This is a genomic window from Synechococcus sp. PCC 6312, from assembly GCF_000316685.1.
Lineage (GTDB): Bacteria > Cyanobacteriota > Cyanobacteriia > Thermosynechococcales > Thermosynechococcaceae > Pseudocalidococcus.
This window is the reverse complement of the sequence record NC_019680.1, coordinates 1,043,653-1,068,538: the sequence shown is the minus strand read 5'-3', so window position 1 is coordinate 1,068,538 and position 24,886 is coordinate 1,043,653. Positions and strand designations below refer to the sequence as shown.

Here is a 24,886-nt window from a genome sequence, read left to right as displayed (position 1 = left end):
GTTGCAAACAATTTTTGAAAAGCTTATTCTTTCTGGATTAAGCATCCATCTTCCATCTCGATAATGCGATCAGCAATATCGAGAATGCGATTATCGTGAGTAACGAGCAAAATAGTACAAGCTTGGTTTTTAGCCAGTCGTTGTAGTAGTTCTACAACATCACGTCCTGATTTTTTGTCGAGTGCGGCTGTCGGTTCATCGGCAAGAACAATTTTTGGATTTGTAACTAAAGCACGAGCTATCGCCACACGTTGTTTTTGGCCTCCTGAAAGGTTGTTTGGATAATAGGATATACGATCACCTAAACCTACAATTTCGAGCATTTGTCTTGCCTTCTGTTTACGAACATCCCATGGAATTCTTGGATACAGATCTAGGGACATTTGCACATTCTCCAGAGCCGATAAGCTATCAAGTAAATTATGTGCTTGAAAAATATAGCCAATGTTTTGTCTGATTTGAACTAGCTGAGATTGTGTTGCACCACAAAGCTCTTGCCCAACGACCTTTAAGCTTCCATCTTGACAAGCTCTCAGTCCACCGATTAAGGAAAGTAGTGTTGTTTTCCCAGATCCGGAAGGCCCTGTCATAATAACAATCTCACCTGCTTCAATATCGAGATTGATGTCAGACAAGACAGATTTTTGCAGTCGTCCATCGCCAAAACAATAATTAAGGTTACTAATTGCAATGGGTGGGACTACTTCTAAAGTCTTCAAGGATGATTGTGAAAAAGAGAGTTGCATCATAATAATTTAAAAACGGTAGCCAATTCCTAACAAAACACCAAAATCATTTTCGTTTTCACCAAAACTATAATTGAATCGAGTGGTCGCCATAATTTGATCGGTAACGGGAACATCAACTCCTGTAACGAGTAGCGGATCAACCTCAAAATTCTGGGATGTATTGATGTTGATACCACCTCCAAGGAAAGGATAAGCAACTATCTCAGTGGTATTCTCATTACGAATTGGGATGCCAATAGTCAATGCAGGCATTGACGAGGTCTGATTACCAAAAATGGTAGAGTTATGAATTGAAATATTATCAGTAATCCCAAAACGAGACACAATAGAAATTCCACCATCTGCTAATCCGGTTTCACCCCCACTTAAACCTAATCCTCCACCCAACCCGATATAGCTACGTCGATTTTTCCGAGTTGGTTGTTTTGTTTCGGAATCTTGAGACAGTTGTATCGCTTCTGATCTCAGTTGGTATTGAGGATTCACAATTTCTGCATATGCATGATTACTTGTGATTGTAATAATGCTAATTACTGTTAAAATTCGCTGAATAAGGTTCATACAATTACTCCTAAAAAATATCTGCCGGATCAGCAGATCTAAGTTTTCGCATTGCGATTGCACCAGATAGAGCGCACATTCCAAGAGTCAATAAAAAAACTTCAAGTAATCGAGTTGTAGTGATCAACAATGGTAAATTTGTTGCATTGCTAATTAAGTTGTATAGACCTATTGAGATCAAACTACCAGGAACAAAGCCAACGATTGCAAGAATAATGGCTTCTTGAAATACTACACCCAATAAGTAACTATCATTATATCCAATTGCCTTAAGTGTGGCATATTCTGAAAGATGATCAGAGACATCACTAAATAGAATTTGATACACAATTATTACTCCTACAAAGATTCCAACAATAACTCCAAAGGAGAATACAAAGCCAATTGAAGTGTTTTTTTCCCAATATAATCTTTCACTTTCAATATAGGCTTGTCGAGTAAAGACTTTTACATCACCGGGAAGTTCTTTTTGTAACTTTTCTGCAACTTGATTTGGATTGCTTCCAGCCTTAAGAGTAACTAATCCTAAGCTAACTGCTCCAGCATTGCGGCTATTAAAGATTCTCAAAAAATTCTGATCACTCGTTATCAAACTGCCATCTGCAATAAACGAAGCTCCTACTTGATAGAGTCCAATGATCTGTTTTTTTCTCCCCTGTATTTCTGTATACACTTTTTTACCCTGTTCAATTTGCGCGATAACATTTTCATACTGTCCATTTGAGGCACGATCGAACAGAACTACATCCGGATATTGAATTAATCTTGAACTTTGGGTTAATTCAGGAAGACGAAACGCAGATTGTGCAGGATTAAATCCAAATACCAGGATTGAAGATTCTGAGTTTGTTTGAGGATTCTTCCAAGTGGCTAAGTTCAAGTACAATGGCTCCGCCCTGACTATTTCGGTCAAATTCTTAGCCTGAAACAGTCGACGACGAGAAAAGTCTTTCAATACTCCGAAGTTCTGAGCTTGAGAACTCACGATAATCAAATCAGCATTTAGAATGCTGGGCAGGCGAGTATTACTATCCAACAGCGCACTCTTAAATCCCAACTGCGTCATAATTAAAATATCTGCAAATCCAATCCCAGCAAGAGCAACAAGAAACCGTCCTTTACGGCTCATTAATTGTCGCCAAGCTAGAAAAATTCTACGTTTGATCATGGTTGTAACTCCACGTCGACCTGAAGATTGATCAGATTTGCGACTTTTTTACTTACTTCTCGATCAAGCTGAATCTTAACCTCTATGACTCTCGCATCTGTTGCAGCTGTTGGGTCACTATTCAAAATATCTTTTTTGGCAATTTGAGACCCAATTTGCTGAACTATTCCAAGTATTTTATTTGAAAAAACATTACTAGGACTTGTAATGATTGCTGTTTGACCTTTCTGCACTTTTTTTATATCGCTTTCATAGACTTCTGCAATCACAATCATTTGATCTGTGGCTGCTAGTTCAACAATACCGTCACTACTAGTAATCTCTCCCTCATACGTCTGGATTTTAAGAATCCGTCCAGATTTCGGTGCACGGACATATGATTGATTCAGTTCGGTTTGAATTCGTTTTACTGCTGCAATTGCACGATCAACTTCTGCTTTTGCAATACTTATCTCTGTAGATTGAACTTCTGCAGTTTGAGATAAAATTGCTTTCGCCTTTTGTATTTGAGCTGTCAAGGTACCTTGAGTTCGGTTGGAAATAGAGGTTGCTTCTTTGAGGCGTTTCTGTGCAGTTATAACTGCAAGTTTACGAGTATCGAGAACTGATGCAGCGATCGCACCTTCCTCAAACAGAATTTGATTTCGCTGTAACTCTTTTTCAGCATTCTCCAGCTCAGCTTGTAGGCGATCGATCGTTGCTTGTTGCGTTTCAACCTCACCCGAAAGTTGTGCTTCTAGATTCTGAATTTCAGCTTGTGCTGCTGTGATTTCTCCCCGTTTTGCACCTGCTTTAACATCTTCAAGGCGGGATCGATAGACCTGAACCTGTTTTTGGGCTTCTAGTAAACTAGATTGTAAGCGATCTCGAGAATCCAGAACAGCAAGGATTTGACCAGCTTGGACAACATCACCCTCTTTAACTCGCAGTTCCATAACTTGGCTCCCTCCCATAAATTGACTTGGAGCAGAAACCTTAATCACCTCTCCCTCTGGTTCAAGTCGCCCTAGCGCATTTACTGTGGGCAAAGTCGGTGGGGGTGAAATTGGTGCTGGCGCTGTAGGAATTGAGGATTTTAGACGCAAAGTAATTAGTCCGATTCCGATTAGGCAAGCAATGCCTATCCCAATCAACCATTTACGGTTTAGAGGCTTGAGTTTACTTGCTTCAAATCGACTTAGCATTATATCTTTAGGGATTTAAATAGGTAGTTGCGAATTCATTAGCAGACATCTATTCATTACATTAGGAGAACGGTATTTACGAAAATAGTCTTATGAAGCATAGAAATTTATGACCCAGGTCACTTTTTTCAGTTGGAAGCATGCACTAGAATTTAATGTTTAATACATTAACTACAAAAATTGTTTTTTTATAATGTTTTTCCTGCGATCGTTACCTCAATCCTTCCGTTCATTAGAGTGCGTATTTCTTGCAGCGTACTTAGGTATGTGGCTCAGTGGGTCTGGTTACAATTTGCCACTTGCCTTTGGTTTCTCTATCACACTTTTTCTTATGAGCTGGGTGTTCCCAATCCAATATCCTCGCTGGATACGGTTTATTTACATCGTGCTTGAATTAGCCATCGTCTTATCAGCAAGGAGTCTCAACGTTGATCTGAGTATCTTTAAATTCATTTTTTTTGGCAAAAGCTATTTTCTGCTGGGGCGTTATACTACGATCGCTTTAATCGTTATAACCGCTATTCCTTCTACTCTCAGTGAGTATATTGGCGTTCTGAGCCGATCTCAACAGCTACAAATTGTTGAATCGTTAGGACTTGATCCAACAAACCCAGTACGCTTCGCCCTCTTTTCACTGGCGACGTATACGGCCGCTAGTTTCTTTACCATCATGCTAAGTCAGATGCTGGTAGACCAACAAAGCAGCTATCAAAAGATTAAAGAACTTTCAGAACAAGTTGAAGCATTGGCTACCACATTAGAGCGAACGCGAATTGCACGAGAAATTCATGATTCACTCGGTCATACTCTAACAGATTTAGATACCCAATTAGCTGTTGCACAAACCTTGCGATCTCAGAACCCAACTCAAGCCTTTCAAGCTATTGACACTGCTAAGTTTCTTGCTAGACAGTGCATTGAAGATGTGAGCAAAGCTCTCGATCGAATGCGTCAATCTGATTTCGATCTCAATCAAGCTCTGATTGCCCTACTAGAACAACTGCGGGAGACATCAACTTTACAAGTCCAGTGGACAGTGAATCTCCCAGTCTTACCTATTTATCAGAGCTATCAAATCTATTGCATTGTCAAGGAGGGATTGATGAATATTCAGAAACATGCTCAAGCTTCTCAAGTCAGTTTTTTTTCTCATCAGAAGTCCAAAAGCATCTACTTAGAGTTAAAAGATAATGGTATTGGCTTTGATCTCGCTGCAATTCATCCAGGCTTTGGGCTTCAAGGTATGATTGAACGAGTCCAGTTATTAGGTGGACAACTCGATATTCAAACCGCTTACGCCCAAGGCACTCAAATTCATATCACTCTTCCATTATGATTCGCCTGCTACTTGCAGATGACCAAGAGCTATTTCGACAAGGACTGGCCACAATGCTCTCTGTTGAAGGGGATTTAAATATTGTGGGACAAGCATCGAATGGAAAAGAAGCATTTCATGCGGCAAAGCTATGGCAACCCCAAGTTATTTTAATGGATGTCCGAATGCCTATTTGCGATGGGGTACAAGCTACAAGCGAAATCCATCAATACTATCCGTGGATTCGGATTTTAGTACTGACCACATTCGATGATGACGAATATATTTTACGATCCCTTCAAGCTGGGGCACTAGGCTATCTACTGAAGCGGACTCCTGTATCTGAGATTGCTGCTGCGATCCGGTCTGTGGCTCAAGGTTACAGTCAGCTGGGACCGACAATCGCACCCAAAGCTTTTTCTCAACTTAAGCCTTCAGTTAAAGATATTGCTCCTGATCTCTTGACCAAACGAGAGATTCAAGTGTTAAAGCTTGTCGGAGAGGGTAAAAATAATCTAGAAATCGCTCAATCACTCTTTCTGAGCGAAGGAACAGTTAAAAATCACGTTACTCAAATCTTAAGTAAGTTGGAAATGCGAGATCGGGTTCAGGCTGCATTGTGGGCACATCGTCATTTACTTTAGGACTTTTAAAGTCCCTCGATTGCTCCGATAAAGATAAGTTTAGTAATTTGAATTATGATCACTGAATCTCATATATCGGACTGAAGTATTAAACTCAATACTCATAGACTTTGGCCAGCCTGAAATAACTGATGCTCAGAGGTTGCAGGCACCTGCTAAATATTCTGTTTCGGTAATGAATTTTAGAGTGCTTCATAGGTTTTGAAGTATAGGATATGAATTACTAAATCATTAGCAGCCTTGAGAATGACTTGATACATATAGCAAACACAGATGATTTATGAGCATAGTAAAGTCTAAAAACTCCATTTTGTAAGGATTGCTATCTCATGAACGAAATTATTTTACTATATATCAAGATGATCTGTAATAAATGATAAGGCGATGTAATTTTTCTGATTCAAGACCAACGCTGTAAGCTGTCTCATGAAAATTAGACTTTATTTGCGATAGACATCTCCAAAAACCTGTAATCCATAATGGGTGACCGTTTAAGCTATATTTCAAGAATATTTAACGATGCTCAGAAACAAAGACTTACGGTGCTTTGCAGTCCCTATTACCAGTTCACTAACTTTAAATGTTGGTTATAAACCATAATACTTTTCTCATATGCTTAATGTTTAACTAATCTCAACTCTAAACAGCCCAATCGCAATCTCACTAGTCCACAAACAGTTAGAAAAATTGAATCATATCGAGATATTGGAAGTCGGAATCGCTCTTGCATAATCCTAAATATTTTCACAAAACGAATCAAATGTTCTACGATAATACGTCGTGCTGAAAACGATTTGTTATCTTCTTTCTCTTGACGCGTTAATTCTCCATTCTTAGGCTTTTTCGTTGGTGTTTTAATTTGTCTCTCTCCCACATAAGCTTTATCTCCCATAAAGAACTGCTCTAGGGTAAAGCGAGTTCGACTGTTTCGCCAGATACTAATATCACTTATCCGACCTGGCATCCCCACGACCACATCAATAATATCTAAAGTCACAGGACTTACAATTAACTGATTTTTTAAAGTGAAATTCTTCCTTTTGCCAGAATATGTACGCTTCTGCTCCTGATAGCTCGAAGGTCGCTCTATGACTTGTTCTGTGCTATCTATCACTAACTCTTGATTGACTAATTTGGCCAGAGTTTCAGCCCCAGCCTCCGGGTACTTTTTACTTGTTCTAAAAGACTAGGTGATAGTCCTTCCTCCAGGAGTATTTGCCAATAGTTAAAGACATTATGAGCAGTGGACTCGCTGATGTGAAACATCAAACCAAGCAGCTGAAAAGTTAAATAATGTCTGAGATAGAGTAGCGTTAAGATAATTTGGTTTTCTAGGGTCAAGATAGGAGACTGACCACCGCCCGCTCGAATCACTCGTTTCTTCTGGTTCTCAATCTCCTCTTGTTTTATCTGATGCAATCTTTTACAATGTTCGATTAGCTCTTCTAGTTGCTCAAAGTTAACACCCATCAAGCGTTTACAGTCTTTTGGTTTCTGACAAATCAATTTGTAGATGTCATGACTCATATTAATTAGCTCTATTTTGGCTGTATATTCTTAATTTATACAGTGAAAATCTACCTCTAATTCTATCGTGGAGATATCTGATCTATATTTACGTTCTAGTTTATTTTCTTATAAATATTAAATCAGTTCTGTCAGATATAGCGTTACTCATTTAGGGTTCTTATTGGGACAAGCCTGGAAATGCTTTATGGGCAATCTTGTTAAGATTTCTACTCTCTCAGGACAGTCTGCATAACACTATACTAATGTTCAATACTCTTGAGCCTATTGTGGTGTGTAGCTCCCGTAAAAAACGTATTGATAAAAAAACCTTGGATATCCAAGGCCTTTAAGTGTTTAATTTTAGACTACAAGCTCAGGAGTTAGGGCTTAGACAGGGGCTTTCCACTCCCCATTCACAAACCACTCCTGCACCGCTTCAGCCTTTGCATTCGTCCGCCGGGCTGGGGTTTCTCGAGTGAATTTCATATGGATTTCCCGATTTTGTTCCCCATCAGCCGCCACAGCCTGAATCGGAAAGTCAATCAGACCATCTTGGAAGGACATCTGGAAGCGGAACGTGCCATCAGGACTGAGTTCAATGACTTTGCCGCCAATGGTAACTGTGGCATCGGGTTCAGTCGCCCCATAGACAATCAATTCCGCATCAGCCACTAACCAGAACTGTCGGGGTTTTACAGGGGGAACCGAGGCCGAGAAGCCCACACCTGACATGGTTAAACCAGAAGTCGTTGGTACAGCCCACAGGCCCACACCAGAGGGGAAAACATAGGAACTAATGGCTTGGGATGGTAATAGTTCAGCGGAGGAGGGAATCATTTGCATAGAACCATACAAAGACCCAGCTACCCGTTGGGCTTCCACTCCCTGCGCCATCCCGAAAATGCTGTCGTAAATTGGGCTGGTGGGTACTTCAGTTTCGACAGACTCAGGAGTGCCCAGATTAAAGAGGGTTTTGCCCTGTAAATCTAGATCCCAATCCACGGTAATAAATTGATCCCAGATCCAATCAGAAGGGTAGGTCGGCGGCACACGCACTGGGGCTGAACGGGACAAGGCCAACCAGCGGCCATCGCCACACCGATAACCAATTTCAACCACATAGTCCCGATCACTGACCGGAATCGGTAAATACCACTCCCGCGCCAATTCATCACAGGGATATTCCTGGACGCTGTGGGGAATTTGCTGATCTAAATTAACGTTGGTCGCATCATAAATCCGTAACGCCAGTTGTTGTCCCCCTTGTCGCCGGAGTTCTTCCCGATGTTCGTTGGGAATGTCCCAATAGGTATAAGCCCACTGAGGGTCTCGTGGCATTAAGACAATCCGACTTGCACCATAACCCGCGGGTAAATCTCCCAGGCCCTCATCCACAGTGGCTAGGGTGTCATCTAAATCAACAGCAGGCCCGAGATCAAATTTTGCAGCTTCCACTTTTTCTTGAGACTCCAAACGAGGGGGTACAGGTTGGGTGGCGGCGGGAACAACGACTTGTTTTTCACGGATCGCGTCCAATAGCTGATCTTTACGCATCCGACTGTAACGAGAAACTTGGAATTCGCTGGCCACACGCCGGAGTTGGCGTAATGTCATGTCTTCCAATGGGGGTTGTTCTTTCGGCATCTAACACCTCCTAATTAACCGAGGTCAGATCTGTGTAATGAGTGGGCAGGGAAAAGGAATTAAATCTAAATCTGGCCAACTCACTTCAGAATGAACTCAGTTTGGCCGCTGATCCCCAGGTTCGTCAAGTTCTGTTAAGGATTTGATCCCCAATTGGGTTCATTTTCAGGCCTTGAGTCGAGCATTTGTCAGGAAAATATAACTGAATAAAAATATTGGGGATCGTAATCGAGTCTGTGGCCCTCAGCCTTGCGGGTAAAATTCCCCCCCTAACCGGGCTTATCTCCAGGCCAAAATGCCAAGACCGAGAGTTCACCCCCAGCCAGTCCGGGTCGCGCTTAAAATGAATGTCAGGATTAACTGTGATTTTCAAACAACACTGAGCTATGGTCATTCCAAAATTGAGTCACCTACTGAGATGGTCTGGCTGGATTGTGCTGCCGATTTTGGTTAGCATCTGCTGGCTAGGCCTGGGGGGAAACTTAGTTTGGGCTGAGCCTGAAGTCCCGATTCCCCATAGTTTTGTCGCCGAGGCCGTGGCGCGAGTTGGCCCAGCCGTTGTCCGAATTGATACAGAGCGGACTGTTACCCGGACTGTGGATCCTTTTTTTAGCGATCCCCTGTTTCGGCAATTCTTTCCCGGCCTGGGTCAACTGCCCCCCCAGGAAGATCGGCAGCGGGGCCAAGGTTCCGGATTCATTATTGATGCCAGTGGAATTGTCCTCACTAATGCCCATGTCGTCAGTGATGCAGATACGGTGAATGTCACCCTGAAAGATGGGCATATTTTTGCCGGGGAAGTGCGGGGGGCAGATCCGGTCTCGGATTTGGCCGTTGTCAAACTGAAAGGCGTGAAAGGAGAACTACCCGTTGCGCCCTTGGGCAATTCGCAGGACGTACTAGTGGGGGATTGGGCCATTGCGGTGGGTAACCCTCTAGGCCTGGATAACACCGTCACCTTAGGGATTGTCAGCACTCTCCATCGATCTAGTGCTCAAGTTGGCATTCCCGATAAGCGTTTAGATTTTATTCAAACCGATGCGGCGATCAATCCGGGGAATTCCGGTGGGCCATTACTCAACCAGGCCGGGGAAGTAATCGGGATTAACACGGCGATTCGGGCTGATGCAATGGGGATTGGCTTTGCGATTCCGATTGATAAAGCAAAGTCCCTCAAGGATCGTCTAGTCCGCGGTGACAAAATTAAACACGCCTACATCGGCATCCAAATGACCAACCTGACTCCCAGTCTGGCCGCGGAAAATAATCGCAACCCCAATTCTCCTGTGATGTTGCCGGAAGTCGAAGGTGTCTTGGTCGTCCAGGTCTTTGCCAATACTCCGGCAGCGGGGGCAGGTTTACGATGGGGGGATGTGATTACGGCTGTGGATGGGGAAACAATTACCTCTGCGGATCAACTCCAAGGCCTGGTAGATCAAGCCGATGTTGGGCAGCAACTCAGTCTCAAAATCCGTCGAGGTGAGCAAATCAAACAAATTGCCATTCGCACCGGGGAGTTACCGGGGACAGCTTAGGGCTATATTTGGGAGAATTGCTGTCCCCAGAAATTGAGGAATAGGCTGATTTATGTATGATTGCGTCATTGTCGGAGCCGGGCCGGCGGGTGGATCTGCGGCATATCATTTAGCCAAGCGGGGTCGCTCCGTACTGGTTTTGGAAAAAGAAACCTTGCCCCGTTATAAGCCCTGTGGGGGAGGCGTTTCACCCCAAGTTGCCCAATGGTTTGACTTTGACTTTAGCCCAGCTATTTCTCTCAAACTCAGATCGGTTCGTTACACCTGGAATAAAGAAGATCCGGTTGAGGTAGAGCTGGCTTCCCAAGAACCTATTTGGATGGTGCGGCGGGATGTGTTTGATCACTTTTTAATCAAACAAGCTCAATTACAGGGGGCTGAACTGCGGGATGGTACAGAGGTTTTGGGAATTTCCTGGCACAGTGATCACTGGGAAATTAAAACTTCGGCTGGCTTGATAGAGGGAAAATATCTGATTGCGGCCGACGGGGGTAAGGGCAAACTGGCCCAACTATTGGGATTTAAGGAGCGCAAACGCCGCCTGGCTGGGGCCTTGGAAGCCGAAGCTCCAGTTGAACATCAAGATCATGCCGTACATTTCGAGTTTGGTCTGGTCAAAAATGGTTATATCTGGAATTTTCCCAAGGCAGATGGTTATTCCGTTGGCATTGGCACATTTCGCGGCGGGGAACCCCAAGACTTTAAGAACATCCTCCAGAACTATGCGACTCTGTTTAATCTGGATATTTCCCAGGCCCGCCAGTATGGTCATCCCATTTGTCTGTGGGACGGCAAACAAAAACTCCATACCCAAAATGCCCTCTTAGCCGGAGAAGCCGCCTGTGTTGTCGATCCCTTTTCCGCCGAAGGTATTCGCCCCTCAATGTATAGCGGGATGCAGGCGGGGTTAGCAATTGACCGGGCTTTGGGTGGGGATAGCAATGCCTTGAGTGATTATTCAACCCTCATCAATGAAGAATGGGGAAGTGACATGGCCTGGGCCCAGCGGTTAGCCGGATTATTTTATCGGGTTCCCCATCTGGGTTATAAACTTGGAGTCAAACGTCCCTCCGCCACCCGCCGGATGGGATTGATTCTCTCAGGTGAAATGCGCTATCGAGATATTGCGGACCGGGCGATCAAACGTCTAACGGCAGGGCTTGTCCCAGGCCGGGGTACAACCATTTAGCCAAACTTGATACTGAGGCCTACAGCGAGTCATCAACGCAGGGTTCTCAAGGGGCCGCCATGATGAGGCGAACGCTGTGAGCATCTATTTAGAGTGGCATTGAGTCCTTCCTTTATCCTCTACATCGTGGATGTAACACCAGCATAGAATAAAGGCACATTGCTAACAGGCAGACGAATTCTTGAGAAGTACTAAACCTTAGTTGACATTGCCATCACTTTGACTCTAGGCAAAAGTGGATTAATGATTCGGTCAATGCTTTTTTTCGTCCTTGCTGGGTTATGCGAACTCGGTGGGGGCTATTCAGTGTGGCTATCCCTGCGAGAAGGTAAACCCATCTGGTTAGCGGTGTTAGGCGTGGTGATTCTGGGCCTCTATGGGGCCATTCCCACGCTTCAGCCAACGCATTTTGGGCGAGCCTATGCAGCCTATGGCGGTGTGTTTGTTGCTTTATCCCTTTTATGGGGCTGGCTCGTAGATCGAATCGGCCCTGATAAATTTGATCTGTTGGGCGGGTGGATCGTCCTACTGGGGGTTTTTGTCATCATGTATGCCCCGCTAGGACAACTACCCTAACTCAAAGAACTTAAGGGCGCGCTGATACCTCAGATCTATTGACCAACCGTAAACAGATGATCAAAGCGTGACTTGAGGGCTTCTAATTTACCGATTCGGGCCATGAGCAGGTTTTCGTGGCCGGCCGATTGCAGTCGTTGGGCCCAATAGTGAATCTTCTGGGGATTATTAACCCAAAATTCGATCACCGTACTCACTACAGGCATTGCCTCCCAGCCTTTACTCAGGGCTACCGTTTCCACCGAATCCACAAAGGCATCCAAGGTGCAGTGGTGAACTCCAACATACTCCAAATCAGGACGGCTTTGGATCGCCTGTTGCTGGCTTTGGAATAATTGAATCACTGGGGAAATACCCAGTAGCTGAAAAGAATAGGTCATGGCGGCAACTCCTCATTGAGGCTTAGGATTAAAAAAATCCTTGGGCTGAATTGGAGACCAAAATAACAAAGGTATTCCCGAAAACACAGGGGATTTAGAATAAAACTTAATATTTCTGTTATAAAATTTTCATAAAAACCGAGGAATCTGCCCTTAGTAGTGAGCTAGATCAGTGGACTTTGTTATCTTCCTCACAAATCTCGCCTATTTTTCGGCCTATAGTAAGCACATCATCTCGCAAATTTATGTTTTCTTAATATGCAGATTCGCCGCCGCTCTCCTAACCCCCCCGTCCTAGTGCAAAGCTTACAATTCCAAACCCGTATGGCGGATGCTGACGCACAACCTCGGCACATTTTGGAGGAAATTATTTGGCACAAGGAAACAGAAGTTGAACAACTGCGAGAAACCCTGCCCCTTCGGGATCTACAACGCCAAGTCTTACTGGCCCCACCCCCCCGACCATTTTATGAGGCATTAAAATCCGACTCCTCAAAGTTGGCGTTAATCGCCGAAGTTAAAAAAGCCTCCCCCAGCAAAGGGGTCTTACGGCACAACTTTGATCCAGTTGCCATTGCCCAGGCCTATGCTCGTGTGGGGGCAACTTGTCTGTCGGTCTTAACGGATGAGAAGTTTTTCCAAGGCAGTTTTGAGAATCTGGTTCGGGTGCGGGAGTCCGTAGATCTACCCATTCTCTGCAAGGACTTTATCATTTACCCCTATCAAATGTATTTGGCGCGGGTCAAGGGGGCTGATGCTGTTCTGCTGATTGCCGCAGTTTTGTCGGATCGAGATTTGCAGTATTTCCTCAAAATTGCCAATGGTCTGGGGATGGCGGCCTTAGTCGAGGTGCATACCCTTGCAGAACTGGATCGGGTCTTGCAATTGGATGGCGTGCAGTTGGTTGGAATTAATAACCGGAACTTAGAAACCTTTGAAACTAATGTCAGTACCACCGTTGAGTTAATGCAACAGCGGTATCCAGAAATTCGCGAGCGGGGAATTTTGGTGGTTAGTGAATCGGGTCTTCAGTCCCCCCATGACATCAGTCAAGTCCATGCCTGTGGGGCCAAGGCCGTCCTAATTGGCGAGTCGTTGGTTCGGGAAGCTCCTGAGGAAGTCCATTATCTGGATATTCAGGCCCAAGTCACTGAGCGGGTTAATCGGTTGTTTCCTGAGTCTTACTTGTCAGCGGTGAGTTAATGGCATGGGGTTAGGGGCAGTTTTATTTGACTTTAATGGGGTGATTATTGACGATGAGGCCATTCACACCCGCTTAATTGCCGATATTTTACTGAGCGAAAACCTCCGTCCCCAGGCCGATGAATATCAACAGTTTTGCTTGGGCCGCTCGGATCGGGATTGTTTAGATAATGTGCTCAGTCGGCGGGGGCGTTATGTGAATGGGGCCTATTTGGATAAGCTCTTAGCACAAAAATCCCAGGCCTACCAAGCTGAATTATCCCTATTAACCCCTTTACCCCTTTTTCCGGGTGTGGTGGAGTTTATTCAACAACTGATTGCGGCAGACATTAAGCTCGGTCTGGTAACGGGTTCAATTCGGGCAGAAGTGGAGTTAATTTTGGGGCGCGCTGGCCTACGGGATTATTTCTCGGTAGTTGTCACAGCGGATCAAGTCACAGTCGGCAAACCAGATCCGAGTGGCTATCTTTTAGCTCTTGATCAACTCCAAACCCAATTTCCTGGCCTGGACTTGACCCCACCCCATTGCCTCGTGATTGAAGATACGTTTATGGGGATTGAAGCGGCGCGCCGGGCCGGATTACCCGTGCTAGGCATTGCCCATACCTTTCCCTTCCATATGTTGCAGCGGCGGTGTAATTGGGTCATTGATCACTTTGGCCAACTGGATTTAGAGTATGTCCAGAGAGTTTATGCCCAAAAACAGGTTTTGAAAGCTTCGGCCTGACTTAGTGTTTGTTCAGGGTTCTAACAACGGACTAGAGGGCCTCATCCAGATATGACTCTGTATCCCGGTCTTCCCCATGGCTACTCAATTCGCATTGCTGAAAGCTATCAAGATACATGGACGGTTTTTTTGCATCAGTGCCTCAAAAGGGAAAAAGAGCCTGGAAAAACTAACGATTTGTCATCTCAAAAGAAGCAGTCTTTAGCATTACTTTGGATTGTGATCCTTGGCCTAGGTTTACTATCAGCTTTAGCTATAAATTATATTCTCGAAGAATGGATTTATTTGCTCTGGTTCGTGTTGATCTTTATCGGTTCTTTAACCATTACCTACACTCTGCTATTGAGTTGGATATTCGTTGAAGTTGTAATCAAAAATTACATTCTTATCAAGAAGAGTAAAAGGCGTTTATTAATTGTTCTCTATAAGCATCAGTTTTCTGGCTCTATCCTACTTGAATCTCGAAGAAACTACGGTGTTCTGTTGGGCCTCTATGTTTCTCCTAGTCATCGCAAAAAGGGGATTGGCTCATGTTTGGTAGAGTGTGGTATCAGAAACATTAGAACCCCTATCTACGTCCATGCTATTAAGGGTACAGAGGATTTTTATGAAAAAAATAACTTTACTAAGAGTAATGACAAGCCTGGCTACAATATGATTCTTAAAAGATCATCCATCAGTGATGGCCGCTAAAGATGTGGTGAGCCAAGCAGTTGAGGGGAGATAGAAATTAACTTTTCTTCTTGGCCTTGGCTTTTTTGGCGGCGGCTTTACTGGCTTTGGCAGCGGTGAATTGGGCCAGGCGGGCAGCTTCTTTTTCCTCTGCAACCTTATCTAAATAGTAGTGATAATCTCCCTGATAGACCCTAAATTCACCGTCCCGAATTTCGACAATTTTATTAGCAACTTGGGAAATGAAATAACGGTCATGGGAGACAATCACCACCGTCCCATCATAGGCCTGGAGGGCAGATTCCAACATTTCCTTGGCCGGAATATCTAAATGGTTGGTGGGTTCATCCAAAATTAATAGGTTAGCTGGACGTAGCAACATTTTCGCCAGGGCTAAGCGGGCCTTTTCCCCACCACTGAGGGCTGCCACTTTTTTATAAACTGTGTCTCCACTAAATAAAAATCGCCCAAGCAGGGTTCTGACTTCTTCGTTTGTCCATTGGGGAACTTCATCATGGATCGTCTCCACCACTAACTTATCGAGGTCAAGGGCTTCGGCCTGGTTTTGCTCAAAGTAACCGGGAATGACATTGTGATCCCCTAACTTAACCAGGCCCGATTGGGGGGTTTCCAGGCCCATAATCAAGCGTAATAAGGTTGATTTCCCGGCTCCATTGGGCCCCAGAACGGCCACCCGATCCCCCCGCTCTAGCAATAACTCAGCCCCTAAAAACAAAATCTTGTCCCCGTAGCTATGGACTAGATCTTCAATCATCACCACGTCTCGGCCACTGCGGGGGGCAGGTGGAAATTGAAACCGTAATGTGCGGACGGAATCCACAGGTGCTTCAATCCGGTCAATTTTAGCCAGTTGTTTTTCCCGACTCTTGGCCTGGGTACTGCGGGTGGCACTAGCCCGGAACCGATCTACAAAGGTTTGTTGCTTTTCGAGTTCTTTTTGTTGGCGTTCAAAGGCACTGAGTTGGGCTTCTTGATTCAGGTTCTTTTGCTCAATATAGGCGGAATAATTCCCTAAGTAGGTACTGGAAACCCCCCGTTCTGTTTCGACAATTTGAGTACAGAGCCGATCTAAAAACTCGCGGTCATGGGAGACAATTACCATCGGAGTTACCAGGCCCCGTAAATAGGTTTCTAGCCATTCAATGGTTTCTAGATCGAGGTGGTTGGTGGGTTCGTCTAAAAGCAACAGATCGGGGGCCTGGAGAAGAATTTTCCCCAAACTCATCCGCATCTGCCAACCCCCACTAAAGGAACTCACCAAACGATCGCCATCCCCAGCCTCAAAGCCCATCTCCGGGAGAATTTTCTCAATCCGAGCCTCCAGGCCATAGCCATCTAACCCCTCAAATTGGCGTTGGAGTCGATCCAATCTGTGAATCAGCCGCTCCAGTTCCTCCATGTCCGTTGTGTTCATCTCCTGCTGAACCTCTAACAAAGCCTGCTGGGTTGAGTTGGCCTCGGCAAAGACTGTCCAAAACTCTTCCCGCACGGTTCGACTGGGTTCTACTTCAAATTCTTGGGTTAAATAAGCGATTTTTAGGCTGGCCGGTCGAATCACTTCCCCATCGGTGGGTTCCATCTCCCCCGCAATAATTTTTAGTTGTGTTGATTTGCCAGCCCCGTTCATCCCCACCAGGCCAATCCGATCCCCAGGCTTAACCTCCCAATTCACATCCTTGAGGACTTCCCCGGTGGGATAAATCTTACTGATATGGGACAACCGCAGCATTGCACGACCTAAAAGAATTAACGAAGATACACTCGGTAAATAATCACACGATTTTCAAGGCTATCTAGAGCAACCGTGAATAAAAATATCTCCTTGGCAATGCTAACAAATTCTTGCCCATTTCCCGAGGACTGTTCTTCAATAATCAAAGCTTTGTGCCCTTAAGCCCAGGCCAATTCAGCCCAAGAGTCATCACAATGGTCAGCCTGATGGGTAGGTGACAAGGGGGATTAAAAATCCATGCCATATCTTAAACCAGAGCATTAGTTAACTCCTGCTGACATCCGCCCCACTGTCAATAAAATCAGAAATTGTCTGCCCACAATTTTGAATATTTTTGATATTGTGATCACTCACGCACTATTTGTAATTTCTAGCACTATCTCAAAATGATGTTAATTTCGATTGGCAATCTGAAGACTTTTCCAGGCCAAGTCTAGATCGAGAAGCAAGTTTGAGTTTATAATAGAGGAAATTACCTTTGAATCATAATCAGGGCTTTAGCCAAACTCGTTATGACTGTTTCACCCCCTCCCCTTGAGCCTGAAGATGACCCGGCCTGGGATTATCCAACTGCCGTTGCTCGCGTTGAGGAAACTATTAGTGAAATTGAAGCGGGCCAATTGGATTTAGGGACAGTGTTGGCTAAGTTTGCCGCAGCCGTGAGGGATATCAAACAATGTGAATCCTGGTTAAGCCAGCATCGCCAGGCCATAGATTTACTCATTGAAGAACTGGACGATCCGACCTGGTAAAGTGCTAACTTGGCCAGACAAATATAGATAGTTCTCTATTCCAGAGTTGATCTTCTTTTAAGGGCTTAGGGAGTCAGGCCAATTCCGAGAGATTCTGCCAGCCCCTTATACTAAAGTTGAGTTCTATCTGGGTAAGAGCGATGTCTGAAGAATCCGTAACGCCTGGGACTACCGAGGCTACTCCAACTACACCTGTCAAGAAAGAAAAACCCCCGGCTGTGGAGGCCAAACCTTTTGCTGAGTTTATTCAACAAGACTTTTTGCCAGCCTTAACCCATGCCCTCCAGGCCAAGCAGGTTCAAAATGTATCTCTAGCCTTTACGGACGGACAAATTCAGGGACAATGGCAACCAGGCCAACATCAATTTAACCTATATTTTTTGGACGAAGACATCCAGGGCCGCAAAGCCTTTTCAGAAACGATGGGGGGCGTACCCAGCAGCACCATTGAGCCTTTTCTCTGTGATGAGCGGAAAGTAACCTTAGACTTACTTGTTTTTGGAATTGTCCAACGCCTGAATGCCCAAAAATGGTTGGGGGGTAACTAAGTCCCGATGGCCAACCCCATTAAAGTCGGTGATCCCGTCCCAGATATTAGCCTCCCCGATGCCCAGGGTGAAATCATCCGTCTGAGGGATTTTCAAGGGAAAAAGGCGATCGTTTTATTTTTCTATCCCAAATCAGAGAGTCCGGGTTGTACCATCGAAGCCTGTGCCTTTCGGGATGCCTATGACGTTTTTCAGGACTTGGGCGCGGAGGTGATTGGGATCAGTGATGATTCTGTGGCGGCCCAGGCCCGGTTTACCACCAATCAAAAATTGCCCTTTCTGGTGCTCAGTGATAAAGGTAATCAAGCTCGTCAAGCCTTTGGGGTTCCCGGAGCCTTGTTTGGGTTTTTGCCTGGCCGGGTCACCTATGTCATTGATCAAGGGGGCATTGTCCGCCATATTTTTGACTCCATGCTTAACTTCAAGGCCCATGTGGATGAATCCCTGGCAATTTTAAACGGGTTGGCTAACACCGCCGGATAAGAGAGGAAGATAAAACTACGTCTTCTCTTTGAGTTGCCCGATGTTACCCCTTGCTGGTCAATCCATTCTTGTCACCCGTGCCGCCACCCAGGCCCCAACCTTTAGTCAAGCCCTTCGTCAAGCAGGAGCGACTGTTTGGGAAATGCCCACCTTAGAAATTGGCCCGCCCAGCAGTTGGGATGCATTGGATCATGCCCTGGAAATTCTGGACAGCTTTGATTGGCTCATTTTAACCTCCACGAATGGGGTTGAGGCTGTTTGGTCACGCATGCGGGGCCTGGGGATTGATCCAGCTAAATTGACTCCGCTAAAAATTGCCGTAGTTGGCCAAAAAACAGCCCAATCCCTCCAAACCCAGGGCCGCAGCCCGGATTTTATTCCGCCTCAGTTTATTGCCGATGCCTTGGTTGAGCATTTTCCTGAGTCCATGACTGGGTTGAAAATCCTTTTCCCACGGGTGGAGACGGGCGGACGGGAGATGCTTGTCCAGGCCATGGCCGATGCTGGAGCCAAAATTGTCGAAGTTGCGGCCTATGAATCCCGTTGCCCGCACCAAATTGCCCCGGAAATAGCGGAGTTACTCCAGGCCAAAACCCTAACCCTAATCACCTTTACCAGTGGCAAAACCGTCCAGCATTTCTGTCAATTGGTCGGCGGAGTTGAAATTGCCCAAGCTCTTTTAGAAAGGGTCAAACTGGCTTCAATTGGCCCCCAAACCTCCCAGGCCTGCCGCAAGTATTTCGGGCGGGTGGAGATAGAAGCCGCAGAACATACCTTAGAGGGGCTGGTGAGGGCTATTTTGACTGACAGGGGCGATAACGGGGCGGGTTTCCACGGTTAAGACTTGGGGCGGCGTGGCATCGGGGGGATAGACGAGTTCCACTTTGACAGTGCGCTGAGTTTGGGGAGGCAGATCTAAGGTCAAGAGGGGTTCGCCCATTTGTCCCCGCCGTTGTACCAGATGAAAATACTTCACTTGAGTTGTACCATTCGCTTCGTATTCCAGTCGGATGGGCCCACGAAAAAAGATTTGATTGGCGGGTGTTTGCAGATAGCGTAACCCGGCCTGGGAGAGTTGATCTTCTTTGATCGGAGTTTGAAACCGAATGGCTACTTGCTGGGCCTGGGTTGTGGGGTTTTTGAGGGGTAAGGTTAACTCGTAGAGAACGCCATAATTGCCATGACTGCGATAGGCCGTATCGGGATAACGAACCAGCATCGGCGCGCTTTGAATTTGCCGCGTTCCCAATGTCCCCCGGTCGAGAGTATTGACAACATAGGAAATGGCCTGGTTTTCGGCCGGAATTGTTAAATAAGGAATTTCGGGACGATCTGTCACGGTGGCCCGCCATTGTGAACCCTGGGACACTCCGGCCACCCGCCCATAGATAAATTGCCCACTAGTTTGCGTCAAAGGAGTAGGAGTCCGATCCCGAGGCGTAGAAAGTTGGCCCGTTTGCGCCAGATTTTGCCAGTCTTCTAAGGTCGGAATTTTGTCAGTCCCCGGTTTTTCCCAAAGGGCGAGGCTGGCCAGGTTGACCCGACCATTGCTAAACAGCCGCATTAACAGGGAGCGACCATTTAAGGCCGTGGCAGGGATGGGTAGAACCGTGAGCATTTGGCTGGTTTGGGGCGCAATCACATAGCTTTCCGGGAAAATGGCATCTCGTTCTCGCCGGAGAAAGTCTCCACTGGCACGACTCCCCGGCCCGGCAAAGACCCGATTTCGTTGATCTAAAACCTGGGTCGGCAAATTGACAAAGGGGGCGTGGGTGGTCAAACGAGTGTTGGCCTGGAGCACCAAGATCCGCACAGGGGTTTTGTTGGGATTTTCGACCAAAATACCCAGATACATAACCTGAGGAGCCGGAACTGGGGCTGCCTTGGTGACATGGTGGGCAAAAATATCAAAGCGGTCATTAAAGCTGAAATTCAGATGGGCGGCGGGGTTTTGTTTACCGGCCGGGTTGAGGGTTGAGAGGAGAATTCCTGCCTGTTGAATTTTTTCGGGACTGTTGCTATTAAACACTGGCACCCTATCCAAGGCTCCCGGCAGTGGCCGTACCTCATCGGGGCGAATAATTTCCGCAGGTGGGATGGCCGGGGCCTGGGCCAGCATAAAACTAACTAGGGTGGGGAGGGTTTTTAACACGGCTGCATAAACTTAGGAGTGAATCAACGATTATTCGCTTGGGTTATCTAAGCCATGCAAACTCACGTTTAAGAGGGCCATACTCAGTGTTGATAAGTTTTATTGGCAATCAGTTGAGGATTTTATGCTCGTACGTAGATTTACAGCTTGTTTCGGATTTGATGGGCAGATGAGCAGTCGTAAAATGCTCTCAAATTGATGCTTCCGAAAATTCAGTCGTCCACTCAATCAGAGAGATGGCAAACAGAGATAATTTGTGAGCATAGCAAACCCCAAAGCCCAACTTTATGTGCATCTCCGTCTAAAATAAATAATTTTTTATAAAATAATAGGATAGCAACTTGAGATTCTGTCTATACACTTTAAATAGTGAGTTTAGACGGAATTTTTCTGTCTAATACCAAGTTAGGCACCAATCCAGCTTTCAAGTTGTCGTAAGCATTCGTTGGCACCGCTTTCCAGCCACCCACAACAGGAGATTCCATATGACCCAGCGTGACGCCGTTTTCCCCGCCGGTCGGCATGACCTCTACACGTCACAGACCTATTCCGCAGCGATCAGATCAGATAATCTCCTGTTTGTGTCCGGTCAGGTCGGCAGTCGCAGCGATGGCTCGCCAGAGCCGGACTTTGAGGCTCAGGTTCGTCTGGCATTCGCCAATCTAGAGGCGACCCTGCAAGCGGGTGGATGCGGGCTTGACGATATCGTCGATGTTACGACCTTTCATACCGATCCCGAAAATCAATTCGGCACGATCATGACCGTTAAAAGCGAAGTCTTCCCGGAAGCGCCTTATCCGAATTGGACGGCGATCGGCGTCAACTGGCTTGCAGGGTTCGACTTCGAGATCAAGGTCATCGCCCGTATTCCCGGCTGAGTACCACCAAGTTAGCGTTGCCTTTCCGGGCACCGTTGGTGCCTAAGATCGTGCTGCACCGGAACGTCCCAAAATAGTTGGTTGAGTAACAAAGGTTGTCTGTGTCCGGTGAGCACAACCGTTAGCTGGCTTCGGTTACGGGTGCTGGTAGTAGTTTGAGAGTAGCTGGTTGAGTTGCTTGCGATGAATGTACGGGATACCAGACTACATCACGCAGTACTACAGCGAGGGTAGCGATCGCTTGAAAAATATTTGTAGCTATCCCGATGAGATGGCTGAGCAATTTCTATCTACCCTTAAAGAGAGCGGCAAACGGGCATGGCTGCATCCTGGTTATCTGGAAGAACGTCGAAGAGTCGAAGCGTGGCTCTACAGCGAGTTTGTGAGAAAAGGTAAGAAACCACACCTTCAAAGCCCGCGCTACTTTGTATTAGGTGAGAATGACGATTTCTTTCAAAAGAACGGCTTTTTCAGCGATGCAAATCCGGCTAAGTTGCAGATCCCATTATCTCTATTTAGCAGTGATATGATTTCGTTCACCTACCCAGACAGTATGCCAAGTCTAGCGATTGCAACAGACACAACTGGGCGAGGTGATTCTTATCGCAAACCAATTCATGGTCAAGTATTTACGGCAGAAGAAATCATTGAGGTTATTCAAGAATATGGAATGCCCGGTGATAAATGGAAAACAGAAGAGTATTGGCGATATGACAGGTTTATTGAGGTACAAGTTTGGGATGACCGCCCCATCTGGGAATTTTTAGATGCCGCCCTGAATGGTGACGGGGGGATTAATCAAACGCACAGAAGCCCCCACATCGGACGGGACAGTTAGTAGGGTTTGTTGATAGGTGACTGTTTGCCCAGGCCCCACGGTTGCCGGTTCCGGGATGGCCGAGCCAGTTTGAATCACATTACCTGTATTATCCAAAACCTCAAAATTGACCCCGCCAATGGTGACAGGTTGATTATTCCGATTGGTGAGGGACCCTGAGATTTGGGAAGAGCCCGGTAATTTCAGGATCGGTTGCAGTTGCGGCGCGCCCACTGAGATATTTTGGAGGAGTTTTTGGATCAGAACTTGGGGGTCTGCCGCGGCCTGGGTGGTATCGGTAGAGGGATCAGGAGCCGTAGCTGCCGGAATGGCCCGCCCAAAGACTCCGACTAATTGATTCCAATAGCTTTGATTTTGGGCCCATTGCCGGGGAGAATTGCCAATCACAATGATGTCCCCTGGATTTTTCTGGGCCTGGCTGGGTAAGGTAAAAACAAGGGGTAGGAGCGAACCAACACATAATCCTGAACAGGCAATTTTTATCTGTTTGTGAAGATGCGGCTGAATCCTCATGTCCAATCACTCCCAAATGCTGGCTGGTATCTGCAGTCTTTACGACAATTTTAACGAGTAAATGCGAAATGCAAATGATCATGTCCAGGCCTGGGGAACAAACCACCCTGAATGTTGATCTGTGGCAACTAGAGCTAGGGCAAATCTCGGTTATGGCGGACTGGTTATCGGCTTCTGAACAGGCCTGGCTGGAGAAATTAGGCGTTTTCAATCTGGCTGGACAACAGTTTCGCCAAAGTCGGAGTCTATTACGCTGGGTTCTGAGCCATTATGTCATTGTCCCACCGGCTGCGGTTGAATTATGTTTCAGCCCAACGGGTAAGCCTCACCTCGATAGACGCGTCCATGACCCGGCCTGGCAGTTTAGTTGGAGTCATGCTGGGGAGATGGCCGTAGCCGCGGTTACAAAAAATTGTCCGGTGGGCGTAGATATTGAACAGATTAAACTGAGGCCAAGAGCAAAAAAAATTGCCCAACGTTTTTTTTCCCAAACCGACCAGGCCCGCCTCAAGTTACTACCCGAACCCAATTACACCCAAGAATTTTTAAGCTGTTGGACTGGCCTGGAAGCGAGAATTAAGGCGGTTGGTGGCCAATTGTTTCAGTCGGAGTCTTGCCCCCATCCCTACCAAACCCTAAATTTTATGATTGGGAGTACCTATGTGGGGGCGGTCGTAGCCTTAACGGATCAGCCAGTTTCCCTCAACATGATTTATAAAAAAGTTGCCAGAATAGGCTGATGGTTGGGATCAGGATGAGGGGAGTTCTTTTGCGTCTTGGCCAATTACGTCAGCCCAGGCCTGGTCGCCCAAATACTGCTCTAATCCCTGCAAAATTGCCTTGACCATGCCCGGCCCCTCATAAACCCAACCCGTATAAACCTGAATCAAACTCGCTCCAGCGCAAATTTTCTCCCAGGCCTGGGCCGCATTAAACACCCCACCCACCCCAATAATCGGTAATGTCCCGCCCGTTTGCCGATAAATGTAGCGAATCATTTCCGTGGACTTTTGCCGTAAAGGCGCGCCACTAAGTCCGCCCGCCGCTGTTTCAATTGGTTCTTGGGTGGAGGGGAGAACTGTTGTCTTGAGGCCGTGACGAGAAAGGGTGGTGTTCGTGGCAATAATTCCCGCCAGTTGATAGGCCTGGGCCAACTCTAAAATTTCATCCAAGTCCGACCAGGCCAAATCTGGGGCCACCTTAATCAGCAGAGGTTTGCTGAGGTGATTGCTAGCTTGAAGTCCGGCCAAGATTGGCTCTAATTGGCTCCGAGATTGCAATGTTCGCAGGCCTGGGGTGTTGGGGGAACTGACATTGACAACAAAATAATCTCCCCAAGGCTGAAGCACCTGAAAACTTTGCACATAATCCGCCACTGCCTGTTCTAAGGGGGTGACTTTTGACTTACCCAAGTTAATCCCAATGGGAACTGTGCGTAGGCCCTCTGCCGCTGACTGTTCTAGGGTTCTCGCCATCGCCACCGCTCCGAGATTATTAAACCCCATCCGATTCAGACCCGCCAGATCCGCCGGGAGTCGAAATAAACGGGGTTTGGGATTCCCCCCTTGGGCCTGCCAGGTCACAGTTCCCACCTCAACAAAGCCAAAGCCCAATTCCTGCCAAAAACTACTGGCCAGGCCGTCCTTATCAAACCCAGGTGCTAAACCCAAGGGATTCGGAAAGCTTAATCCCCAGAGTTTTTGGGATAATTTCGGTGCAGAGTACTGGTATTGACTCCGGCAAAGTTGCCGCAACCACTGCCCTTTTTCGCCCCAGGCCTCAATTTGCCCACAAACCCGCAACAGTTGGTGATGAACAGCTTCCGGATCAGCCCGCAACCCAGAAAACACGAAGGGACGCAGAATGTTGGTATAAAGATTCATGCCTTAGATTTTAGCCCCAGCCCCCCTCAT

The 24,886-nt window shown here is 46.4% G+C and carries 27 protein-coding genes; 15 read left to right on the top strand and 12 right to left on the bottom strand.

Annotated features, from left to right (window positions below; all coding sequences use genetic code 11):
• Window positions 1-23: 23 nt before the first annotated feature.
• The 4 genes from SYN6312_RS05290 to SYN6312_RS05275 are packed head-to-tail and all read right to left on the bottom strand — an operon-like array spanning window position 24 to window position 3,506.
• Window positions 24-749: a DevA family ABC transporter ATP-binding protein gene (locus SYN6312_RS05290; RefSeq protein WP_015123829.1), complete on the bottom strand. Its 726-nt coding sequence runs from the start codon at window positions 747-749 to the stop codon at window positions 24-26.
• Between the two features lie 6 nt (window positions 750-755).
• Window positions 756-1,310 carry a hypothetical protein gene (locus tag SYN6312_RS05285; protein ID WP_015123828.1) on the bottom strand — a complete coding sequence of 185 codons (555 nt, stop codon included), beginning with the start codon at window positions 1,308-1,310 and terminating at the stop codon, window positions 756-758.
• Window positions 1,311-1,320: 10 nt separating this feature from the next.
• Window positions 1,321-2,478, bottom strand: a complete 1,158-nt coding sequence (gene devC / locus SYN6312_RS05280; RefSeq protein ID WP_015123827.1) for an ABC transporter permease DevC — start codon at window positions 2,476-2,478, stop codon at window positions 1,321-1,323.
• The gene (locus SYN6312_RS05275; RefSeq protein ID WP_371257394.1) at window positions 2,475-3,506 is read right to left on the bottom strand and encodes an ABC exporter membrane fusion protein; all 1,032 of its coding nucleotides are present in this window, start codon (window positions 3,504-3,506) and stop codon (window positions 2,475-2,477) included. The genes devC and SYN6312_RS05275 overlap by 4 nt, the downstream gene beginning before the upstream one ends.
• Window positions 3,507-3,954: 448 nt before the next feature.
• Here SYN6312_RS05275 and SYN6312_RS05270 point away from each other — a divergent pair, with 448 nt between their 5' ends.
• Complete coding sequence (locus SYN6312_RS05270) at window positions 3,955-4,998, top strand: sensor histidine kinase (protein WP_216594183.1); 1,044 nt, start codon at window positions 3,955-3,957, stop codon at window positions 4,996-4,998.
• Window positions 4,995-5,621, top strand: coding sequence for a response regulator transcription factor (locus SYN6312_RS05265; protein ID WP_015123824.1), 627 nt, complete (start codon window positions 4,995-4,997; stop codon window positions 5,619-5,621). The genes SYN6312_RS05270 and SYN6312_RS05265 overlap by 4 nt, the downstream gene beginning before the upstream one ends.
• Before the next feature lie 616 nt (window positions 5,622-6,237).
• Here SYN6312_RS05265 and SYN6312_RS20325 read toward each other — a convergent pair.
• From SYN6312_RS20325 to SYN6312_RS05250, 3 genes are all read right to left on the bottom strand, one after another.
• A complete protein-coding gene (locus tag SYN6312_RS20325; protein ID WP_071880523.1) occupies window positions 6,238-6,735 on the bottom strand; it encodes a transposase family protein in 498 nt (165 codons plus the stop codon).
• A 14-nt stretch (window positions 6,736-6,749) separates the two neighbouring features.
• Window positions 6,750-7,148: a transposase family protein gene (locus tag SYN6312_RS20320; RefSeq protein ID WP_071880522.1), complete on the bottom strand. Its 399-nt coding sequence runs from the start codon at window positions 7,146-7,148 to the stop codon at window positions 6,750-6,752.
• A 369-nt stretch (window positions 7,149-7,517) separates the two neighbouring features.
• Complete coding sequence (locus tag SYN6312_RS05250) at window positions 7,518-8,774, bottom strand: DUF4912 domain-containing protein (RefSeq protein WP_015123823.1); 1,257 nt, start codon at window positions 8,772-8,774, stop codon at window positions 7,518-7,520.
• 386 nt (window positions 8,775-9,160) lie between these two features.
• Between SYN6312_RS05250 and SYN6312_RS05240 the strand changes: the two genes are divergently transcribed.
• The 3 genes from SYN6312_RS05240 (at window position 9,161) to SYN6312_RS05230 (ending at window position 12,074) form a co-directional block, all read left to right on the top strand.
• Window positions 9,161-10,309, top strand: a complete 1,149-nt coding sequence (locus SYN6312_RS05240; RefSeq protein WP_015123822.1) for an HhoA/HhoB/HtrA family serine endopeptidase — start codon at window positions 9,161-9,163, stop codon at window positions 10,307-10,309.
• Window positions 10,310-10,361: 52 nt separating this feature from the next.
• Complete coding sequence (locus tag SYN6312_RS05235; RefSeq protein ID WP_015123821.1) at window positions 10,362-11,498, top strand: geranylgeranyl reductase family protein; 1,137 nt, start codon at window positions 10,362-10,364, stop codon at window positions 11,496-11,498.
• A gap of 243 nt (window positions 11,499-11,741) precedes the next feature.
• Window positions 11,742-12,074, top strand: coding sequence for a YnfA family protein (locus SYN6312_RS05230; protein ID WP_015123820.1), 333 nt, complete (start codon window positions 11,742-11,744; stop codon window positions 12,072-12,074).
• A 35-nt stretch (window positions 12,075-12,109) separates the two neighbouring features.
• Here the strand turns inward: SYN6312_RS05230 and SYN6312_RS05225 are convergent, their stop codons facing one another.
• Complete coding sequence (locus SYN6312_RS05225) at window positions 12,110-12,454, bottom strand: hypothetical protein (protein WP_015123819.1); 345 nt, start codon at window positions 12,452-12,454, stop codon at window positions 12,110-12,112.
• A gap of 258 nt (window positions 12,455-12,712) precedes the next feature.
• Between SYN6312_RS05225 and trpC the strand changes: the two genes are divergently transcribed.
• The 3 genes from trpC to SYN6312_RS05210 are packed head-to-tail and all read left to right on the top strand — an operon-like array spanning window position 12,713 to window position 15,077.
• Window positions 12,713-13,657 (top strand): indole-3-glycerol phosphate synthase TrpC, encoded by a 945-nt coding sequence (gene trpC / locus SYN6312_RS05220; protein WP_015123818.1) that lies wholly within the window; start codon window positions 12,713-12,715, stop codon window positions 13,655-13,657.
• A gap of 4 nt (window positions 13,658-13,661) precedes the next feature.
• A complete protein-coding gene (locus tag SYN6312_RS05215; RefSeq protein ID WP_015123817.1) occupies window positions 13,662-14,384 on the top strand; it encodes an HAD family phosphatase in 723 nt (240 codons plus the stop codon).
• Between the two features lie 51 nt (window positions 14,385-14,435).
• Window positions 14,436-15,077: a GNAT family N-acetyltransferase gene (locus SYN6312_RS05210; protein ID WP_015123816.1), complete on the top strand. Its 642-nt coding sequence runs from the start codon at window positions 14,436-14,438 to the stop codon at window positions 15,075-15,077.
• A gap of 37 nt (window positions 15,078-15,114) precedes the next feature.
• Here SYN6312_RS05210 and SYN6312_RS05205 read toward each other — a convergent pair whose 3' ends face one another.
• A complete protein-coding gene (locus tag SYN6312_RS05205) occupies window positions 15,115-16,806 on the bottom strand; it encodes an ABC-F family ATP-binding cassette domain-containing protein (RefSeq protein WP_015123815.1) in 1,692 nt (563 codons plus the stop codon).
• Window positions 16,807-17,321: 515 nt separating this feature from the next.
• Between SYN6312_RS05205 and xseB the strand changes: the two genes are divergently transcribed.
• The 4 genes from xseB (at window position 17,322) to SYN6312_RS05185 (ending at window position 19,433) form a co-directional block, all read left to right on the top strand.
• The gene (gene xseB, locus SYN6312_RS05200; protein WP_015123814.1) at window positions 17,322-17,561 is read left to right on the top strand and encodes an exodeoxyribonuclease VII small subunit; all 240 of its coding nucleotides are present in this window, start codon (window positions 17,322-17,324) and stop codon (window positions 17,559-17,561) included.
• A 140-nt stretch (window positions 17,562-17,701) separates the two neighbouring features.
• Window positions 17,702-18,109 (top strand): DUF2996 domain-containing protein, encoded by a 408-nt coding sequence (locus SYN6312_RS05195; protein ID WP_015123813.1) that lies wholly within the window; start codon window positions 17,702-17,704, stop codon window positions 18,107-18,109.
• A 6-nt stretch (window positions 18,110-18,115) separates the two neighbouring features.
• Complete coding sequence (locus SYN6312_RS05190) at window positions 18,116-18,592, top strand: peroxiredoxin (RefSeq protein WP_015123812.1); 477 nt, start codon at window positions 18,116-18,118, stop codon at window positions 18,590-18,592.
• A 40-nt stretch (window positions 18,593-18,632) separates the two neighbouring features.
• Window positions 18,633-19,433: a uroporphyrinogen-III synthase gene (locus SYN6312_RS05185; RefSeq protein ID WP_015123811.1), complete on the top strand. Its 801-nt coding sequence runs from the start codon at window positions 18,633-18,635 to the stop codon at window positions 19,431-19,433.
• Here SYN6312_RS05185 and SYN6312_RS05180 read toward each other — a convergent pair.
• Window positions 19,368-20,744 (bottom strand): DUF3370 domain-containing protein, encoded by a 1,377-nt coding sequence (locus SYN6312_RS05180; RefSeq protein ID WP_015123810.1) that lies wholly within the window; start codon window positions 20,742-20,744, stop codon window positions 19,368-19,370. The two genes, SYN6312_RS05185 and SYN6312_RS05180, sit on opposite strands and share 66 nt — an antisense overlap.
• A 485-nt stretch (window positions 20,745-21,229) precedes the next feature.
• Between SYN6312_RS05180 and SYN6312_RS05175 the strand changes: the two genes are divergently transcribed.
• Together SYN6312_RS05175 and SYN6312_RS18740 are read left to right on the top strand one after the other, a co-directional pair.
• The gene (locus SYN6312_RS05175; protein ID WP_015123809.1) at window positions 21,230-21,622 is read left to right on the top strand and encodes a RidA family protein; all 393 of its coding nucleotides are present in this window, start codon (window positions 21,230-21,232) and stop codon (window positions 21,620-21,622) included.
• 241 nt (window positions 21,623-21,863) lie between these two features.
• The gene (locus tag SYN6312_RS18740) at window positions 21,864-22,460 is read left to right on the top strand and encodes a hypothetical protein (protein ID WP_216594182.1); all 597 of its coding nucleotides are present in this window, start codon (window positions 21,864-21,866) and stop codon (window positions 22,458-22,460) included.
• Here SYN6312_RS18740 and SYN6312_RS05165 read toward each other — a convergent pair.
• On the bottom strand, window positions 22,386-22,973 hold the full coding sequence (locus SYN6312_RS05165; protein WP_015123807.1) for an FxLYD domain-containing protein: 588 nt from the start codon (window positions 22,971-22,973) through the stop codon (window positions 22,386-22,388). The genes SYN6312_RS18740 and SYN6312_RS05165 overlap by 75 nt on opposite strands.
• Before the next feature lie 68 nt (window positions 22,974-23,041).
• Here SYN6312_RS05165 and SYN6312_RS18195 point away from each other — a divergent pair, with 68 nt between their 5' ends.
• Complete coding sequence (locus SYN6312_RS18195; RefSeq protein ID WP_015123806.1) at window positions 23,042-23,713, top strand: 4'-phosphopantetheinyl transferase superfamily protein; 672 nt, start codon at window positions 23,042-23,044, stop codon at window positions 23,711-23,713.
• Between the two features lie 9 nt (window positions 23,714-23,722).
• Here the strand turns inward: SYN6312_RS18195 and SYN6312_RS05155 are convergent, their stop codons facing one another.
• Window positions 23,723-24,856 (bottom strand): quinone-dependent dihydroorotate dehydrogenase, encoded by a 1,134-nt coding sequence (locus tag SYN6312_RS05155; protein WP_015123805.1) that lies wholly within the window; start codon window positions 24,854-24,856, stop codon window positions 23,723-23,725.
• Between the last annotated feature and the right edge of the window lie 30 nt (window positions 24,857-24,886).

Excerpts from the sequence above, each read along its gene's own strand:
- xseB (WP_015123814.1), top strand. The coding sequence starts at position 17,322 with ATGACTGTTTCACCCCCTCCCCTTGAGCCTGAAGATGACCCGGCCTGG.
- SYN6312_RS05195 (WP_015123813.1), top strand. The coding sequence starts at position 17,702 with ATGTCTGAAGAATCCGTAACGCCTGGGACTACCGAGGCTACTCCAACT.
- SYN6312_RS05155 (WP_015123805.1), bottom strand. The coding sequence starts at position 24,856 with ATGAATCTTTATACCAACATTCTGCGTCCCTTCGTGTTTTCTGGGTTG.
- SYN6312_RS18195 (WP_015123806.1), top strand. The coding sequence starts at position 23,042 with ATGCAAATGATCATGTCCAGGCCTGGGGAACAAACCACCCTGAATGTT.
- trpC (WP_015123818.1), top strand. The coding sequence starts at position 12,713 with ATGCAGATTCGCCGCCGCTCTCCTAACCCCCCCGTCCTAGTGCAAAGC.
- SYN6312_RS05215 (WP_015123817.1), top strand. The coding sequence starts at position 13,662 with ATGGGGTTAGGGGCAGTTTTATTTGACTTTAATGGGGTGATTATTGAC.
- SYN6312_RS05290 (WP_015123829.1), bottom strand. The coding sequence starts at position 749 with ATGATGCAACTCTCTTTTTCACAATCATCCTTGAAGACTTTAGAAGTA.
- SYN6312_RS05230 (WP_015123820.1), top strand. The coding sequence starts at position 11,742 with ATGATTCGGTCAATGCTTTTTTTCGTCCTTGCTGGGTTATGCGAACTC.
- SYN6312_RS20320 (WP_071880522.1), bottom strand. The coding sequence starts at position 7,148 with ATGAGTCATGACATCTACAAATTGATTTGTCAGAAACCAAAAGACTGT.
- SYN6312_RS05265 (WP_015123824.1), top strand. The coding sequence starts at position 4,995 with ATGATTCGCCTGCTACTTGCAGATGACCAAGAGCTATTTCGACAAGGA.
- SYN6312_RS05205 (WP_015123815.1), bottom strand. The coding sequence starts at position 16,806 with ATGCTGCGGTTGTCCCATATCAGTAAGATTTATCCCACCGGGGAAGTC.
- SYN6312_RS05235 (WP_015123821.1), top strand. The coding sequence starts at position 10,362 with ATGTATGATTGCGTCATTGTCGGAGCCGGGCCGGCGGGTGGATCTGCG.
- SYN6312_RS05185 (WP_015123811.1), top strand. The coding sequence starts at position 18,633 with ATGTTACCCCTTGCTGGTCAATCCATTCTTGTCACCCGTGCCGCCACC.
- devC (WP_015123827.1), bottom strand. The coding sequence starts at position 2,478 with ATGATCAAACGTAGAATTTTTCTAGCTTGGCGACAATTAATGAGCCGT.
- SYN6312_RS05165 (WP_015123807.1), bottom strand. The coding sequence starts at position 22,973 with ATGAGGATTCAGCCGCATCTTCACAAACAGATAAAAATTGCCTGTTCA.
- SYN6312_RS05240 (WP_015123822.1), top strand. The coding sequence starts at position 9,161 with ATGGTCATTCCAAAATTGAGTCACCTACTGAGATGGTCTGGCTGGATT.
- SYN6312_RS05210 (WP_015123816.1), top strand. The coding sequence starts at position 14,436 with ATGACTCTGTATCCCGGTCTTCCCCATGGCTACTCAATTCGCATTGCT.
- SYN6312_RS05175 (WP_015123809.1), top strand. The coding sequence starts at position 21,230 with ATGACCCAGCGTGACGCCGTTTTCCCCGCCGGTCGGCATGACCTCTAC.
- SYN6312_RS05190 (WP_015123812.1), top strand. The coding sequence starts at position 18,116 with ATGGCCAACCCCATTAAAGTCGGTGATCCCGTCCCAGATATTAGCCTC.
- SYN6312_RS05285 (WP_015123828.1), bottom strand. The coding sequence starts at position 1,310 with ATGAACCTTATTCAGCGAATTTTAACAGTAATTAGCATTATTACAATC.
- SYN6312_RS05225 (WP_015123819.1), bottom strand. The coding sequence starts at position 12,454 with ATGACCTATTCTTTTCAGCTACTGGGTATTTCCCCAGTGATTCAATTA.
- SYN6312_RS05250 (WP_015123823.1), bottom strand. The coding sequence starts at position 8,774 with ATGCCGAAAGAACAACCCCCATTGGAAGACATGACATTACGCCAACTC.